The 16,754-nt window shown below is 70.7% G+C and carries 10 protein-coding genes; 3 read left to right on the plus strand and 7 right to left on the minus strand.

Annotation, left to right across the window (positions count from 1 at the left end):
- Position 1 precedes the first annotated feature (1 nt).
- The gene (locus Q392_RS09865; RefSeq protein ID WP_051953180.1) at positions 2-2,041 is read right to left on the minus strand and encodes an AsmA family protein; all 2,040 of its coding nucleotides are present in this window, start codon (positions 2,039-2,041) and stop codon (positions 2-4) included.
- Between the two features lie 446 nt (positions 2,042-2,487).
- Between Q392_RS09865 and Q392_RS32720 the strand changes: the two genes are divergently transcribed.
- Positions 2,488-3,099, plus strand: coding sequence for a hypothetical protein (locus Q392_RS32720; RefSeq protein WP_051953181.1), 612 nt, complete (start codon positions 2,488-2,490; stop codon positions 3,097-3,099).
- Positions 3,100-3,159: 60 nt separating this feature from the next.
- Positions 3,160-4,506 carry a YadA family autotransporter adhesin gene (locus Q392_RS32725; RefSeq protein ID WP_051953188.1) on the plus strand — a complete coding sequence of 449 codons (1,347 nt, stop codon included), beginning with the start codon at positions 3,160-3,162 and terminating at the stop codon, positions 4,504-4,506.
- A gap of 13 nt (positions 4,507-4,519) precedes the next feature.
- Here the strand turns inward: Q392_RS32725 and Q392_RS31270 are convergent, their stop codons facing one another.
- The 6 genes from Q392_RS31270 to Q392_RS09905 form a co-directional block, all read right to left on the minus strand.
- Positions 4,520-5,248: a Crp/Fnr family transcriptional regulator gene (locus Q392_RS31270; protein ID WP_169748293.1), complete on the minus strand. Its 729-nt coding sequence runs from the start codon at positions 5,246-5,248 to the stop codon at positions 4,520-4,522.
- Positions 5,249-5,929: 681 nt separating this feature from the next.
- Positions 5,930-10,789, minus strand: a complete 4,860-nt coding sequence (locus Q392_RS09885; RefSeq protein ID WP_038205697.1) for a beta strand repeat-containing protein — start codon at positions 10,787-10,789, stop codon at positions 5,930-5,932.
- A gap of 132 nt (positions 10,790-10,921) precedes the next feature.
- Positions 10,922-12,334: a CsgG/HfaB family protein gene (locus tag Q392_RS09890; protein WP_038205698.1), complete on the minus strand. Its 1,413-nt coding sequence runs from the start codon at positions 12,332-12,334 to the stop codon at positions 10,922-10,924.
- 20 nt (positions 12,335-12,354) lie between these two features.
- Entirely contained in the window at positions 12,355-12,888 is a 534-nt protein-coding gene (locus Q392_RS09895) for a hypothetical protein (RefSeq protein ID WP_038205699.1), read from the minus strand.
- Between the two features lie 156 nt (positions 12,889-13,044).
- Positions 13,045-13,395, minus strand: a complete 351-nt coding sequence (locus tag Q392_RS09900) for a hypothetical protein (protein ID WP_157007873.1) — start codon at positions 13,393-13,395, stop codon at positions 13,045-13,047.
- Positions 13,392-14,714, minus strand: a complete 1,323-nt coding sequence (locus Q392_RS09905) for an EAL domain-containing protein (RefSeq protein ID WP_169748294.1) — start codon at positions 14,712-14,714, stop codon at positions 13,392-13,394. The genes Q392_RS09900 and Q392_RS09905 overlap by 4 nt, the downstream gene beginning before the upstream one ends.
- A 334-nt stretch (positions 14,715-15,048) precedes the next feature.
- On the opposite strand from Q392_RS09905, the gene Q392_RS09910 reads away from it, so the two are divergent.
- Positions 15,049-16,569, plus strand: coding sequence for a hypothetical protein (locus Q392_RS09910; RefSeq protein WP_038205705.1), 1,521 nt, complete (start codon positions 15,049-15,051; stop codon positions 16,567-16,569).
- Positions 16,570-16,754 lie beyond the last annotated feature (185 nt).

The following is a 16,754-nucleotide window of genomic DNA, read 5'->3' on the forward strand; positions in this document are numbered from 1 at the left end:
GTCAGCGGATGGCGCGTGCCTTGGCCGCGCCCTGGCGGGCGGCCTTGCTGTCCGCCGTGCGGGCGTCGGCGAGCACGGCGGCGCAGTCGGCGTCCTTGCCCGGCCCCGGCTCCAGCGTGGCGGCCAGGCCCAGCAGCGGGTTGACGGTGGCGCCCGCCACCACGGCCGCGGCACGGGCCAGCAGCGGCCCCGCCTCCACGCCGGGGCGCGGGTCGCCGAGCATGCCGCGCACCGTCAGCGGCGTGCGCAGCGACAGGATGCTCTTGCCCTTGGGCTCGGGGCGGATCACCAGGTCCAGCCCCTCGGTCGCCAGGTTGATGGTGCCGCCGGCCTGGAACACCGCGTTGCTGGTGTCCAGCACCAGCGTGCGGCCCGTCATGAGGCCCTTCTCGACGTCGAAGGCGATGGCAGCGCAACGCAACTGCACGTCGCGCTCGCCGCGCGCGATGAACTTGATGATGTCGCCGCCCACCAGCGTGGCGAAGACCGGCAGCAGGTTGCCGAACTGACCGCTGCCCATGAGCAGCGCCACGTCGCCGGAGGCGCCGCCCAGCCACGAGGCGACCGACACGCCCTGGCCCGCGATGTTCAGCCGGCCGTCCATCCGGCCCACGCTGTTGCCGCTGCCTTCCAGGCGCGGCAGCAGCCGCGCGAGCTGCAGGCCGCGCACGTCCAGCGCCGCGCGGATGTCGGCCGGCCGGCGCGCGCCGTCGATGCGGATGGCGCCCGCGACGGTGCCGCCGCCCACGCCCAGGTCGAGCGGATCCAGCGTCAGCACGCCGTCCTTGAGCAGCACGTGCACGGCGCCGCGCTCCAGCGGCACGTCGCGCACGTTGCGGATGCGCTGCGCGCGGTAGCGCACGTCGGCGTCCATCGCACGCAGCCGCTCGAAGTCCAGCGGCGCGGTGGGCAGCACCTTGCCGCCGGCGCGCCGGCGCTGCGCCTGCCCCGCGGTCACCGGCGGCGGCACGCCTTCCACCTTCACGGCAGCGGCCGAGCGGGCGGTGGGCGGCAGGCCGATCAGCGGTCCCAGGTCGTCCATGTCGAGCAGCCGGGAATGAAGCTGCCCGCTCAGGCGCGCTCGCGCGCCGCCCTGCTCGAACGCCAGGTCGCCGCCGATGTCCGAGAGGCCGAGCCGGCCCTGCAGCGCGCCGGCGTCCCAGCGCGTGCCGTTCTTGCGCAGCGTGCCCTTCACCGCGTAGGGCGGCGTCTCGGGCAGCGCCACGCCCAGCAGCGTGAACAGGTCGCCCAGCGTGCGGCCGCGCAGGTCGAAGCGCGCGTCGACGCCGTCGAGCTTCGCCAGCGCGGCCACGGTGCCCTCGGCTTCCAGGCGGGTGTTGCCGGCGCGCGCGCGGATCTCCATCGGGAAGGGGTCGGCGCCCATCGCATCGATCTGCAGCACCTGGCCCGCGCGGCCCTCGGCCTGCAGCGGCTGGCCCTTGTAGCGGCCTCGCAGGCTGTAGTGCAGCGGCAGCGTGCCGCGCGACGGGTCCAGGTCGAAGCGCGCCTGCATGTCCACGCCATAGGCCGGGGCCAGGAAGTCCAGTTCGCCGCGGTCCACCTCCAGCCGGCCGATCTGCGGCACGCGGCCGGCACCGCCCTCGCCCGCCGAGGTCTTGCCCAGCGCCCAGGTGCGGCGGCCGTCGGCCTCCATCTGCAGGCCCAGTTGCGGCGCCGCGAGCAGGATGCGCGGCAGCTCGACCCGGCCCGAGAGCAGCGGCCACAGGCGGATGTCGATCTCGGCCCGCTCGGCGCGCACCAGGTGCGAGCTGCGCGCCCACCCCGGGTTGGCAAAAGACACACCGTCCAGGATCACGGTGGCCTGGCGCCAGCCCGGCTGCACGTCGAGGCGCCGCGTGATCTCGAAGGCACGGCCCGTCTTCTCGCTGACGAAGCGGTTGACGGGGCCGCGCAGCAGGTCCCAGGGGAAGAACAGCACGAGCAGCACCAGCGCGGCGATCAGCGCCAGCAGGCCCGCCAGGGTCCATCGCAGCCAGCGCGGCGCGTGCAAGTGGGATGCGGTGGCGGAAGAAATGTGCATGCGGTCGCTGCCCGCCAGTCAGGCCGATGCAGACCGGCGGACAGGTGTCAGCGTAGCGCGTAGGGAGGCAGCACACCGGTCGGCATCGCGCCCGGGGCGCTGTGCGCGGCGGCCTACGCCTGCCGCCTGTCATCCGGATAACACTTTCGTCCAAATGGGCCGCCGTACGCGCGGCACATCCATCAAGAATGCGCGCCGTGCAACAAAATGAAACGGGAAGGCGGTAGGCCGCTGCGAGAGGCACGGCATCCGCACATCCCGACACGAGAGAGGCGTACTGCGCACGCAGACAGGCGATGGCTCGGCCGGCGACGGCTCGAAGCCCGCTCCCTGCTGGCCGGCGTACGAACCGCACACAGGTCGCTTCGGGCCGCCTCTCTTCGCCCGCTGCGGCGGGGCGCGATGGCCGAAGCGTCGTCCCATGCGCTTGCCCCAGGAACCCCACAGTGCCGTTCTCTTCCTCCTTCACCCCCAGTCGCCACGGCCGCTTCGCGCGCAGCCTCGTCTCCATCGCCGCGGCCACCTGCCTCACCGGCGCCTTCGCGCAATCCACCCCACCCGTCCTCGACGTCGGCGACGGCGCGATCGCCCCGGGCAGCACACAGGCCATCAACGGCGGGCAGGCCTACCAGATCCAGTCGGCCGTCCAGGACGCCGCCGGCGCCGCCTCGTATGCCGGAGCCATCGCCGGCGCCGCCAACACCGCGGCGAACGCCGCGCAGCAGTCGGCCAACTCGGCCAACAGCATCGCCGGCATCGCGCTCGGCGTGGCGAACACGGCCAACAACGCTGCAGGCAACGCCCAGAACGCCGCCGATCTGGCCCAGGCCAGCGCGAACGCCGCGCAAGGCACCGCCAACACGGCCCTGGGCAGCGCCAACGCGGCCGCCGGTGCAGCGAGCGCCGCACAGGGCACCGCCGACAGCGCGCTGAGCCTGGCCAATACCGCGAACAATGCGGCCTTCGGCGCGCAGCAGTCCGCCAACACGGCCAACAGCATCGCCAACGCCGCGCTCGGCGCGGCGAACTCAGCCGGCAGCGCTGCCAATACAGCCTAGAACACCGCCAACGCGGCCCAGGCCGCCGCCAACACCGCGCAAGGCACCGCCGACACGGCATTGGCCAACGCCAACGCGGCCGCCGGCGCGGCGAGCACCGCGCAGGGCACTGCCGACAGTGCATTCAGCCTGGCGAATGCGGCCGGCACGGCGGCCCATGCCGCCCAGCAGTCCGCCAACTCCGCGCAGAGCAACGCGGGAACGGCGCTGGGTGCCGCGAACAACGCCCAGTCGACGGCCAACACGGCGCTGGGCGCGGCGGGCGCAGCACAGACCACGGCCAACACCGCCCTCGGTGCCGCAGGCACAGCCCAGACCACCGCCAATACGGCACTGAACGCAGCGGGCGCAGCCCAGACCACTGCGAACACGGCCCTGGGCGCGGCAGGCGCGGCACAGACCACGGCCGACACGGCGGTCGCCGCCGCGCAGACCGCCCAGGCCACTGCCGACGGTGCGCAGGGCACGGCCACGACCGCGCTGGGCCTGGCGCAGAACTCCGCGCAGTACAGCCCCGACGGCCAGTCGCTCAACCTCAACGGCAACGGCGGCGCAGGCACCACCATCGGCAACGTCCGCGCGGGCCAGGCCGCGACGGACGCGGTGAACGTCGGGCAGCTCCAGCAGTCCAGCCAGGTCACGCTGAACACGGCCAACGCGTTCACCAGCCAGCAGGTGCTGGCCCTGCAGACGCTCATGAACCAGGCGTTCGAGAACGGCCTGTGCAACTTCAACAACGGCAACGTCAGCTGCGGCACCGGCGCCGTTGCACAAGGGACCGGCGCCACGGCCATGGGCCGGGGTGCGCAGGCCGTGGGCGACAACACCACAGCGGTGGGCACGGGCGCCGAGGCGCGCTACGAAGGCTCCGTCGCGATCGGCGCCGGCGCGCGTGCGCTGGCCGACCCGACCACGGCCGTCGGCAGCAACGCCGTGGCCGCGGGCAACAACGCAGTGGCCCTCGGCGCCAACAGCTTCGCCGCCGGCGCGAACTCCGTGGCGCTCGGTCAGGGCTCGGTCGCCACGCGCGACAACACGGTCTCGGTGGGCGATGCCTCCACCGGCCTGCTGCGCCAGATCGCCAACGTGGCGCCCGGCGTGCTGCCGACCGACGCAGCCAACGTCTGGCAACTGCAGCAGGCGGTGAGCGCGGCATCGACCCAGGCGCGGCAGTTCGCCGCCCGGGGCGTCGCATCGGCACTGGCCATGCCCCAGATGCCTGCACTGGCTCCCGGCAGGCAGTGGGTCGGCGTGGCCGTGGGCAACTATGCCGGCGAGAACGCGCTGGGTGCGTCCTGGGGCTACCAGATCAACGATGCCGTCAACGTCGGCATCGGCGTCTCGGGGTCGTTCAGCAGCGGGACGAGCCAGCTCGCCACGCGGGTGCAACTGGGCTACGCCTGGTAGCGCCCCTGCCGCTTCAGTCCCCGGACTTCTTCGACGGATCGTCCGGGGGAAGCGGTGGACCATCCAGCCCGAAATCGAAATCCGGCGCCGCGTACGGCGCCTGGCCCGCCTCCGCGGGCCGTTCACCCGGCGTCAGCTCGCCGAAGTCGGTGGAGTGGCCGATGCGCTGCGAAAGCGTCAGCACCTGGTCTTCTCGCCGCAGCAGGCCCCGCTCCTCCATCTCCTTGATCACCCTGTTGACGACCGGCCGGGACAGGCCCGCGTACGACGCGATCACCGACTGCGGTATGCGCTTGTCCAGCACCCGCGTCCCGTCGGAAGCCTCCTGCGTCAGGTCGTACAGCGCCCTGCCGACGATCTGCTCCGCCGAGAGCGTGGCGACGCGGCGCATCTGCCTGCCCATCGCCGCGATCCGCTGGAGCTTCATCTCCAGCAGCCCCAGCGCGACCGCCGGGTAGGCCTCGCACAGCCTGCGCAGGTAGCGCCTGGGAATCATGTAGACGGAGGACGGCAGCGCGGCGAGCAGCGTGACGTCCGCCCGATAGTCCCTGTCGGTGAAGTTGGGGCCGACGTGGACTTCGTTGGGCTTGAGGAAGTGCGTGGTGAGGTCCGCATCTCCGGAGCCGGAAGAGACCACACGGAGCAGCCCGGCACCGACGCAGTAGACGAACTCGGTCTGCTGGCCTGATTCCAGAACAATTTCGTTCTTGCGAAAGGACCGCAAGGTGGCGGCGGCGCTCACGGCCTTGCGTGTCGCTTCGGGCAGGGAGGCTAGCAGGGGGTGGATGTACATCGCATTGCGCAGAAGAAAGTACTGTCTGTGACGGCCGCACTGCTGCGCATCAGGGCGATCGTCACGGCTCGCACACTCCCTTGCCGACTCAGGAAAAAAAGACCCAGAAACGCACTGGGCGTCTCCGGATCGAACTGGCGCATCTCGGGGGATTGCATTGCGCCAGGGCGGGAACTCCTTTCCCGGCCAGCCGCTGTGCGCGGCGTGCCGGGTCAGTTGCTGCTCACTCGGCCGCGATCGGCGATGTGGCCGGGTTGCCCAGGCAGACGAAGACGCTGCGGTACGTGGTGCGCTTCCCAATCGGCGGCACATCCACAGCACAGGCTGTTTCCATCTGTTGCATGGAACGCATGCTAGGTAGCTAATTTCACCTAAGCAGCATCTGGTTCCATCGAGGTGTCATCCAGATAACAAAGTGGGCGAAAAAAAGATCGGCGCCTGTTGCACTAGTGCACACGGCGGCCCGCGCTGCTGCCTGGGCAGGCTTGCGCGCGCCCGCGCTTGCGACGAAAGCGCTACACGTCGCACGCAGCGGGTTCGCGAAGCAGAAATAAAAAAACCCGGACCACGGGAAGTGGTCCGGGCCAAATTCCCGGCGGGAACACACCGGGATGAGGCGACCTTTCAGTCTCAGCGCGCCGAGAGGATTGACGAGGCGGCCGAGTTGCCCACCGCGTTGGCGGTGACCTGGTTGCCGGTGGCGCGCAGCGAGCTGCCGCCCACGCCGCCCGTCACCCCGATGCCATAGGCAACGCTGGTGGCGGTGGCGACGATGGCGCCGCTGTTCACCTGGTAGTTGCCCACCGCGGCCGTCGGAGCGCCGGCGCCCGGGGCGCCGGTGTTCAGCGCCGTCAGCGTCAGCGCGTTGGTCGCGCTGTTGCCGTAGGCCGAGGCGGCCACGCTGTTGCCCGTCACGCCCACGGTGGAACCGGCCACCGCCGCGCCGGCCGGTGCTCCGGCGTTGAGCGCGACCTGGTAGGCCACGTTCGTGCTGGAAGCCGTCACGTCGCCGGTGTTGCCCTGGGCATTCAGGATTGCGGCAGTGGCATTGGTGGAGCCCAGCCCGCCCAGCGCCAGCGCGCTGCCTGCCGTCGTCGAGGACGAAGCCCCGTAGCTGCCGCCAGCCGAGGCGTTGAGCACGTTGCTGGCCGAGTTGCCGCGTGCCAGTGCCGAGGTGCTGTTGCCGTCGATCGAGAGGCTGCTGCCGTTGAGCACTGCGCCGTTGCCCGTCAGGTTCAGCGCAGCGGTCGTGGTCGCGGTGGACGTGACGTCGGCGCTGCTCACCTGCTGGTTGATCAGTCCGGCGCTGGCGTTGAGCGCGGCTGCGCCCTCCACCGACACCGCGTTGGCGGCGCGGTTGGCCGAGGCCTCGGACACCGTGCTGTTGCCGCTGATCGCCACCGTGCTGTTGACCACACCCGAGGTCTGGTCCGCGGCGCGGTCCTGGTTGTAGAGCTGCGTCGAGGCGCTGCTGGACACGGCGGTTTCCGCGGTCTGCAGGTTGCTCAGCACATGGTCGCCGGTCGCGATGCCGGGCAGCAGCACGGCGTTGGCCAGCACGCCGCCCACGGGGGCCACGTTGGTGGCCGCCACGCTCAGCGTGTTGCTCGCGTCGTTGATCACGCCCAGCGCCGTGTTGCGGTTGTCCGACAGCGACACGCTGGAGTTGGCCACCGCGGCCGGCGCGAACACCTCCAGGCTGGAGCTGGCGGCGACCGCTGCCTCGCTGCCCTGCACCGAGGACAGGGCCGAGCCGGCCGAGACGCTGGTGCCGCTCAGCGACAGGCTGCTGGTGGCCGTGTTGGCGACCGCCGAGGCACGCTGGCTGTTGCCCGACACGCTCAGTGCGCTGTCCTGGATGGTGGCATCCGCGGCCACGTCGATGGCGAAGGTGCCGCTGACGTTGCTCGTGAGCGTGGCGCCTTCCGTCACGCTCTGCACGTTCGACAGCGCGTGGTCGGCCAGCACCGAGCCGCCGACGCTGCTGGCCGTCGAGGTGGTCTGGGCCGTGCCATGAGCGATCTCGTTCGCGGTCACGGCCAGGGTGTTCGAGGCCGAGTTGCCGGTGACCGAGCCGCTGGTCGTGTTGTCGTTCACCGACAGCGTGGAGCCGATGACCTGGGCCGTGTAGCCGGGGTCGGTCGAGCTCTGGACTGCGAGGACGACGCCACCCTGGTTGGGGGTGCCCGGGGTGGGGGCTACGGCGGGGATCGTGAACGGCAGGCTTGCCGTGCCACCAGTGTCGAGACTGGAGTACAGCGGCGACGGAATGGTCCCCAGAGCCACAGCAGGCCCCGTGAGAACTCCGCCCGTGTAACTCCAACCAGCCAGGCTCTCCAGATAGTTCCGCTCTGCATCCGACAGGGCGCCGGGGTTCTGCACGGTCAGGGTACCGCCGGTCAGAGTGACGACGCCGTCGGCTGCGTTGCCCGCCAGGCCGGTCGCCGTCACACTGGCGGAGAAGTCATGCTCGATAGATCCGCCCGTCGCCGGAGTACCCGCCAGCCCGATGAACGCCGACACATCCGCATTCGTCACCTGGAAGTTCTGCAGCGCGCTGGTGGCAGCCAGGCTGTTGGCGTCCAGCGCCAGGCCGTTGGTGGCGCTGTTGCTGGTGGCGCCGGCAGACGAGGTGTTGCCGTCGGCCGCCGCCGAGCTGTTCAGCAGCTCGGTGCGCAGCGGGCCAGGCACGCTGCCCACGCTTGCCGCGGTGCCGATCTCCAGCCGCACGCCGGCCGCGCTCGTGGCGGAGGCCGGTGCGGCGTCGAGCTGCGTGGCCACCACGCTGCCCTGGCCGGACTGCGCGTTCTGCACGGTGAATGCTGCGTTGGCCTGCAGGTTGCCGCCGCTGGACGTGGCGCCGCTGCTGGCGGGCGTGGACGTCGCGATGTCCACGCCGCCCGCTTCGAGCCGGGTGGTCGCACGGCTGCCGTAGGCCAGCGCCTGGATGGTGTTCTCCGACGCGGAGACGGAGGCGTTGGTCACGTCGTCCTCGATGTCGGTCAGCACCACGTTGCCGCCGGCCGCACGGGCCAGCACCGCTGCCGAACCGGCCACGGCCTGGACGTTGGTGGCGCTCGCCACCGGCGTTGTCCCCACCCCCGTCGTGGACAGGTCGGTCGCTTCCAGGGTGAGGCTGTTGGACGCGTCGTTGCCGTAGGCTGCGCCGACGAAGGCGTTGCCCTCGTTGCGTGCGCTGCTGCCCGCGAGGTTGCCTTCGACGATCAGGCCCAGGCCGCCCTGGCCAGGCGCGCTCACGGCCTCGGCGCTCACGCCGGACTGGATCGACTGGTTGTTCAGGATGCCGTAGGCGGCGGTGACGGTCGGCAGGTCGCCGGCGCCGTTGAAGGCCACGGCGTCTGCGGCGTCGTATCCGACCTGCGAGGCCACGCCGGCACCGACGGCCAGGCCGGTCACGTTGTTGGCCTGCACGTCCAGCGTGTTGGAAGCCGAGTTGCCGTAGCCGATGGCGCGCTGGAGGTTGTCTTCCACCGCGAGGGTGCTGCCCGCGACGTGCGTGCTCGCGACCAGGCCCGCTGCCGCGGAGTCCAGCGTGGCCGACACGGGCGAGGCGAGACCGCCGATCTGCACGCTGGCGATGCCGGCGCCGGTGGAGACGTCATTGCCGCTCAGCGACAGCGCATTGCCCGCGCTGTTGCCCAGCGCCACGGCCTCCTGCGTGTTGCCCGCGGTCGACAGCGTGCTGTTGGCGACGACGTTGCCGAGCGGGCCGCCGGCGCGCGAGTCCGCGTCCAGGCCGATCGTGGAATCCGCGTTCACGGCACTGACCGAGCCGTTGTAGTTGGCCTGCAGGTTGGTCAGCGTGGCGCCCCCGGCGGCCGACACGTTGCCGTCCACGGCCGTGCCGCCCGTCAGCACGGCATTGCCGCCGCCCAGGCCCACGCTGTTGGCAGCGAGCGAGATGCTCTGCGACGCCTCGTTGCCCGAGGCGCGCGCCGAGGCGCTGTTGCCTTCGACGGTCACAGTGCCGTTCTGGGTGACGCCGCCGTTCAGGCCGGTGCCGGCCAGGATGTCCGAGCCGTCGACCGTCGCCGTGACGCCCACGTTGTAGTTGGTCTGCTGGTTCGCGATGGCGGCCGTGGCGTCGAAGGCTGCCGCGCCGGCGCCGCTGGCGATGGCGCTGGCGGCTGCGTTGCCGGTCGCCGCCGCGCTGATGCCGTTGCCGGACAGCGCGACCGAGCCGCCGTCGAGCGACTGCACGGCGCCGCTGATGCGGCTGTCTTCCGTGGTGCTGCCGACGTTGGCGCCGAAGTTGTTGCCCTGGCTGTTGAGGATGGCCAGGTCGGCGTCGAGGTTGACGCCCAGGCTGCCGCTGTCGTGGGCGGCGTTGTTCTGCGGCGTGCCGGCACCGGTGGCGCCTGTCACGGACAGTTGGTCGCCGACCAGGATGCGGTTGCCCGCCGTGCCGTTGGCGCCCAGCGCCTCGTTGCCGGTGGCGGCGCTGGCGATGCTGTTGCCCGAGACCGACAGCGCGCCCTGGAGCGTGACCACGCTGCCCGGCTCGCTCGAATGGACGACCGCGCCGATGGACGAATCCGCCGCAAGGGCCGAGGCAGCGGCCGCGTTGCGCTCCTGCAGGTTGCTCAGCACGGCCGAGCCTTCGAAGGCCGGCGCGTCGCCGGACTGCAGGTCGATGGTGGTGCGGGCGGTGTTGCCCTTGAGCGTGGCGGAGATGGTGTTGGTGCCCAGCACCGGGCCGGCCTCGATGACCTGGGTGTCGGGGTGCGTCAGCTGGAGCTCGACCGCGTTGTCCGAGACCGTCGCCGAGCTGCCGCCCGCTTCGTCCGAGCGCTGGACCGAGGTGGCGACGACGCCGCCGATCGCGGTGGCCAGCGGGGTGCCCACGGTGTCGAGCGTCGTCGAGCCCGGCGTGTTGAAGGAGGTCTGCCCGCCGTTCACCTTGCCGGCGATCGAGGTGCTGCCGCTGTTGACCTGCGTCACCGCCGAGATGGTGTTGCCGGTGACGGTGGCGTTGCCGTCCTCGAAGTGGTCGGCCACGGCGCGCACCGTGCTGCCGGTGACGCTGCTGGTGACGTTGCCGGTGACCGGCAGATCGTCTTCGTCTAGCCCGTTGGTGTTGACCGACAGGCCGAGCGAGCCCGCGCCGGTGCCGGTGCCCGCGGTCTCGGGGGTGGCGGCCAGGTCGATGGTGTTGGTGAAGCTGTTGCCGCCCGCGCTGGCGCGGATCAGGTTGTCGGAGGCCTGGAGCGTGGAGCCGGTCACCGGAGCGCCGTTGCCGTCGACCGTGACCTCGCCCGTCGCGCTCGAGATCGCCGCGTCGACGGTGTTGATGTTGGCTTGCGTCGACTCGACGGTGGTGTAGCCGTTGACGGTGGCGGGCGGCACGGCCGTGCCGAAGACGTTGGTCTCGGCGGCCTGGGCGCCGCCGGCGATCAGGGTCGCGGCGACGGCGATGGTGCTCAGGGCCGGCCGGCGACCGGGTAGGCCGCGGTTCTTGCGTGCTTTCATGGAATGTCCTGTGAAGTCGAATGAACTGGAATACGTGAAAAAGGAATGTGCGGGCGATGTGAACGGCGTTCAGGCGTGGATGTCTCCTCCTCTACGGTGATTCGCCTCGTTCTCGTTTTCTCTTCTGGATGCTTACTTCGCCGCCGCGGGGGCGGCCGGCGCGGCGGCGCCCTGGATGCGCAGCCTCGCGATCTCCTGCAGGCCCGGCCCGTCGCGGTGGATCGACGTGTCGGACGGATCGGGGCGCCAGCTCAGGCTGATGGCGCCCGGTGCGATGCCCTGGTTGGCCAGTGCGGACGTCACGGCGGCGATGCGCTGGTCGGTCAGCGCGTCGCGCTTGCGCGCGTCCCAGTTCTCGGTGTCGCGCGCCGTCAGGACGAACTCGACGGCCTGCTTGCGCGCCTGCGCGGCGATCTGGTCGACGATCGACATCGCCGCGCCGCCGAGCGTGGCGGAGCCCACGTCGAAGGTGATCTGGCTGGCTGCCTGCGAGGGCTCGCCGGCGGCGCCGCTGCTGCGCACCAGGTTCACCGCGCTGCCCACGGGCGCCGCCGCGGCCGGCTCGTCTTCCCTCGGCGCGGGGTTGGGCACGGTGCGCAGCTTCTCGGCGGCCGTGGTCGGCAGCGGTGCGCCGCTGCCGGGGCGCAGCGTCAGGCACGGCTCGGGATCGACCTTCGTGACGGTGCCCAGCAGGCGCACCACGCCCTCCTCCAGCGCCGTGCGGATACCGAGCTGCAGCGGCTCCTGGCCCTTGCCGCCGATGTCCACGTCGAACAGGTCGCTGTTGAAGAAGCGGAACACGTTCACGCCCACTTCGTAGCCATGGAACTGCTTGGTCAGGCTGACCGTCTTGAGCACGACCAGCGAGCGCGTGTCCACGATGCGCAGGTCGACCCCCACCGATGCGGTGAAGGTCCTGGCCTTGGCACCCACCTGGTTCTTCGCGACCTCGAAGCCGCCCGAGTTGATGTTGTAGTTCAGCTCGGTGATGCCGCCGACGATGTAGTAGTCGGACTTGTGGATGCTGCCGCCGAAATAGGGCAGCCACGGCACGACCTGCGTGGAGCCGTTGGTGCCCAGGCGATGGGCGCGCCCGTCGCCGAGCTGCCGGCGGTCCGCGTAGCCCAGTTCGCGCTCGGCGATGATGGGGTCGAAGCGCTCGGCCACGCCCACCGCACCGGCCAGCTTGCCCAGTGCGGAATACACCATGAGCGCGCCGCCCTGGGTGATGGCGTTGCCCTCGTTGATGCTGTACTTGCCGGTGTAGTCCTTGACGTCGCCCACGCTGATGACGACCGGCGGGCGCTTCGATGCGGCGACGTGGTCGGCGAAGCAGGCGAGCACGCCCTCCATGGGCGTGACGTTGTCGCGCACCGAGGGGCCCAGCAGCATGGGCACCTCGCCGGGAGCGACGCGTTGCTGGGGGATGTAGGTGCAGCCCGATGCCAGGACGACCGCCGCGGCGGCCAGGCCCGTTCGCCACATTCTCCGGGCTGCGCGGTTGGCCTCGACGCTGCGACGGGTCCCGCTGTTGTTCGATTGCATGACGTGCTGTCTCCAGGAAATCAGTTCAATGCGCCGTAGGCGCAGGCGGTGCTGCCGCTGACGGAGGCGGACTGGTTGCCGCTGTTGGTCTGGTTGGAGTTCAGCGCCTGCCACGCCGCGCCGTTGACGTAGCTGTTGGTGTTGCCGGCCGCGGCCGCGGCCACCACGCCGCTGTTGCCCTGGGAGCTCCCGATCTCCGTGGATCCGGTGCTGCCGACGTCGCTCGCGTTGGCGTTGCCGGTGGACTGCGAGGCGGCACCCGCGCTGCTGGGCGAGTTGGCCACCGTGCTGTTGGTGCCCTGGTTGCCCGTCGCGTTGGCGGTGACGTCGCAGTTGTACTGGCGCTGGATGTTGGTGGTGTAGTTGTAGTTGGTGACCGGCGCCGCGTAGTAGCCGGACTTCTTCTTCTGGATCATGTCCTGCACGGCCGCCGCATTGACCTTGTCCGCCGACGTCTGGAACTGCCATGCGGCGTTCTCTCCGACGTTGTTGGCCAGGACGAGGCCCGCCGGGATCGCGGATGCGAACGCGGCCAGCGCGATGCGGCGGAGCATGGGCAAGGCGAACGCGGCCCTGACTGCTGAGTAAGTCATAAAAGAATCCTTGGTGATGAAGCGGGACTCCGGAGTCCGGAGGCCGGGCCGCCGCTGTGCGGCGGCACGCACGCCGTGGGCGTGGTTCGGGGTCTAGCTGCTCGGCGTCATGCGGACCTATCCCGAAGCGGCGGACTTGCTGGCTGCCACGCGCAGCCGGCGCTGCACGGATGAACGTGCCTCGACGGTTGGCGTGATCCTGGAGACGGACGCGGATGGAAGCCTCGCCACGGGCTGCAGGCCCGCGCCCCCGGGCAGGCTGCCCGAAGCCGCTTCGCGGATGGCCCGCTCCAGGTCCAGGTACATCTGCTCGGACAGATCCTTTTCCTGCTGCTGGAACAGGCTCAGCAACTGGCCGGTGCGCCTTTGCATCTGCTGGATCGATTCGTTCATCCGGTTCAGGTCCGCCCGCAGCTCCAGCAGAAACACCCGCAGTTGCTGCATGTCCCGTGCGACGTGGCGGCTCATCCTGCGATCCCCCACGCAGCGACATAGGGCGGATGGCGCACGGCCGTGTCCGCGCGTGCGGCCGAGGAAGTGATCCACTTGTCCTCCGGCTTCTGGGCGAAGGCCTTGGCGGGATCGAACTGGGCCCCGTTCACGAAGCGACCGCACATCCAGCGCGCGCCGGCGCGCAGCGCGTACGAGTAGTCGCTCTCGGTCTCGATGCCGGCCACCACGATCTGCTCGGCCAGATGCGAGCAGATGCGGATCATGTCGCGCAGTGCGCGCCTGGCCTCCGCGCCGTGCCGGCTGCGAAGGACGAAGTTGTCGTCCAGCAGGAGCGTCTGCGGCCCGCAGGCCTGCAGGCCCTCGAGGTTGATCGGCCCGCTGCCGAAGCCCGCCATCGCGATGCGCGCGCCGCGCTCGCGCACGGCGGTGCAGAAGGAGCGCGCCGAATCCAGCGAGGGCAGCGGCGCACGCCCGGAGATCTCCAGCGTGAACCGGCTCGCCGCGGCGGGGTTCGCAGCCAGCAGCGCCAGCAGCTTCGACCAGTAGTGGTCGTGCTGGACGCTCAGGGACGAGATGCGGCATGCCAGGCGCAGGGACGGATCGCGCAGCAGCCGGCCGAAGACCTGCAGCGCCTGGCTGCGGTCGAGGATGCGGGTCAGGCCGAGGCGCTCCATCGAAGGCATGAACACTTCCGGCGACGACAGGTGGATGTCCGCATCGCCGACCGTCGGGCTTGCCACGCCCCGCCAATAGAGCACGTTGACCGGCGAGTAGGGGCTGATCACGCCCTGCCATTCGCAGCCGACGAGGTCGCTCGAGTGCGCCTGCGCGACCGCGGCGGCGATCTTCATGTCGGCCTGGAAGCGGTCCGGGTAGCCGCGCCACATCGGCGTGCAGGCCACCGGGTTCGATGCCGAGGCGTAGAGGACATAACCGGCCTCGTCCGCCGTCAGCGCGCGCGGCTGCTCGGCGTACAGCGCCGTCCAGCCGGCATGCAGCGCGGGCACGAACGGCTTGCCGTCGCCGCCCACGCGCATCGGCTGCGTCGCGGCATGCACCATCAACTGCTCCAGCACGTCGTCGTCATGTGCCTCGGACACCGGCAGCCAGAGCACCAGGCAGTCGTCGCCCACGCGCACCACCTGCCGCTGCGGGTCGTCGGTGAACGCTGCGAGCCGCTCGAGGATCTGCGCACTGAACTCGGACGCGATCCGGTGGCCGCAGGCTTCGCGTACGCGCGCCAGGTTGCCCATGCAGACGAAGGCGCTGCGGTATGTGGTGTGCTCGCGGGCCGCCGGCGCGCTTGCGGCAAGAGCTGTTTCCATCTGTTGCATGAAACGAATGCTAGGTAGCCACTTTCGTTTACGCAGCATTTGGTTCTAGGCAGTTGTCATCCGAATAACAGCGCGACTGAAAAACACCCGATGCGGCGGCATTCACACACAGATGGCGGGTCTCGCTGCACCGCACGAACTGCCCGTGCTCTTGTATATGTACGGAAGCACTACAAACCGCTGTGCTGGTCCGACATGCATCCACCGCGGCGCCATGCTCTTTCACGCGAACTGTCATCGGGATGACAGGGACCGCCAGATAGGCAGGTAACAGCAGGCAACCACGCTCCCTATCCTCAAGATTCCCTTGTGATCCCCTGGAGGAGAGAGTCCGATGCATGTTGAATTCCGTTGGAGCTGGCCGGCCCTGGCCGTGGCTGCCCTGATTGCCGGCTGCGGTGGCGGCGGCGGAGGTGGCGGCGGCCTGCCGCTCATCGTTCCCCCGCCCGCTCCCGCGCCTGCGCCCGCACCCTCTCCTGCCCCGGCGCCCGCGCTCAAGGGCAGCACGACGCTGCCCGGCGCCGAAGTCACCGCCTTCTGCGCCCGCGGCCCTGTCGCCTCGGCCACGGCGGACCAGGACGGCCACTGGAGCCTGTCGCTGGAGGAACAGGCCCTGCCCTGCCTGGTGCGCGCCACGGCAGCGAGCGGCATGACGCTCAAGGCAGGCGGCGATGCCGCCCCGCCGCCGCCCGACGCGCTGTACACCGTGGCCACCGATGCGAAGAAGGAAGCGGCCATCAATCCGCTGACGGACCTTCTCGTCACCCTGGCCGCCGGCCAGTCGCCTGCCGCATGGCTCGAACTCCATCAAGGCAGCCTGGCGCAGGCCCTGGCCGAACTCGGGGAGGCGCTGCCCGCCGCCGCCACCGAGCTGAAGACGCTGCTCACCGCGGCCGGCTACGAACTGGAAGGCGATCTCGCCGACGCCTTCGATGCCGATGCGGCGACGCGCTTCGACGCCTTCTTCGCAGCGCTGGAAGTGTCGCTGAGCAATGCCGGCATGGGCTATGCGCAGTTCGCGGAAGCGCTCGGCGATCCCGACGCCTCCCCCACCGCGCTGCCCTTCACGCGGACGTGGACGAATGCAGACGTGGAGGCCATGCCGCAGCTCAACCAGGCCTCGCTGTCCATCGCGCACGGCGTGCTGTCCATGAGCACGAGCACTGGATCGGCGGCGCCCGTCGGCGCCTTCGTGGGCGGCGGCACCGGCAACAAGGCCGTGCTGCAGTTGCCGGGCTTCCACGGCCTGAAGGTGCGGGACTTCAAGAACATCAAGATCGAGATGCAGCCCGATCCCGGCTACGTCCATACGCAGTACCTTCCCTACATCGCCTTCGACTTCGTCATCGACATGCAGTGCGGCCAGCCGCCGCTGGGCGCCGATGCGAGCATCGCCGATGCGCGCGTGCGCTACCGCACGGTCACCTACGACACGTACTACCAGTTCCTGCAGCCGGGCGGACAGCACTACGGCGAACTCACCCCCGGGCAGTTCTCCACCGTGGTCATCACGCCGCAGACGCCTGGCTGGCGCTCTTCCCCCGGCGCGCCGATCGGCGGCACCGACGTCAGCGGCAGCGAAACGGGCGGCACGCCGCTGGACGTGGCCGCGCTGCCGGCGGAGGCCTGCTTCGCGGACGCCGCGCCCGCCGACGGCGGCATGTTCCGCGACAAGGAGGCCATGCCGGCCTGCGACACGGCTGCGGGACTGGACACCAAGGCGCCGGCAGCATGCGGTGCGCCCTATCGGGGCGCCTATCTCTTCCTGGGAAGCAGCAGCAATCAGGCTCCATCGACCTGGCAGGTGCGAGCGCTGCGGTACAACGACGGCGTGAGAACTTTCGCCTTCGAGTGAGCCGCAGGGCCCCGGGAGCGCCGTCGCCGCGCCGGGGCCTTCAGCCGGGCCGGGTCCGTGGAGATGCGGCCTGCGCCGCCCGTCACGGGCGCCCGCGTGCGACCGGGCCATGCCGCCGAAGCGGCCTGGCGCGCGACGGCCGCAGGGAGAGCGGCGCTGGGAGACAATGACTGCCCATCGAGAGA

The organism is Xenophilus azovorans DSM 13620, from assembly GCF_000745855.1.
GTDB lineage: Bacteria > Pseudomonadota > Gammaproteobacteria > Burkholderiales > Burkholderiaceae_C > Xenophilus > Xenophilus azovorans.

Coding starts and splice junctions, on each gene's coding strand:
- Q392_RS09895 (WP_038205699.1), bottom strand. CDS start 12,888: ATGCTCCGCCGCATCGCGCTGGCCGCGTTCGCATCCGCGATCCCGGCG.
- Q392_RS09910 (WP_038205705.1), top strand. CDS start 15,049: ATGCATGTTGAATTCCGTTGGAGCTGGCCGGCCCTGGCCGTGGCTGCC.
- Q392_RS09900 (WP_157007873.1), bottom strand. CDS start 13,395: ATGAGCCGCCACGTCGCACGGGACATGCAGCAACTGCGGGTGTTTCTG.
- Q392_RS09885 (WP_038205697.1), bottom strand. CDS start 10,789: ATGAAAGCACGCAAGAACCGCGGCCTACCCGGTCGCCGGCCGGCCCTG.
- Q392_RS09865 (WP_051953180.1), bottom strand. CDS start 2,041: ATGCACATTTCTTCCGCCACCGCATCCCACTTGCACGCGCCGCGCTGG.
- Q392_RS09905 (WP_169748294.1), bottom strand. CDS start 14,714: ATGCAACAGATGGAAACAGCTCTTGCCGCAAGCGCGCCGGCGGCCCGC.
- Q392_RS09890 (WP_038205698.1), bottom strand. CDS start 12,334: ATGCAATCGAACAACAGCGGGACCCGTCGCAGCGTCGAGGCCAACCGC.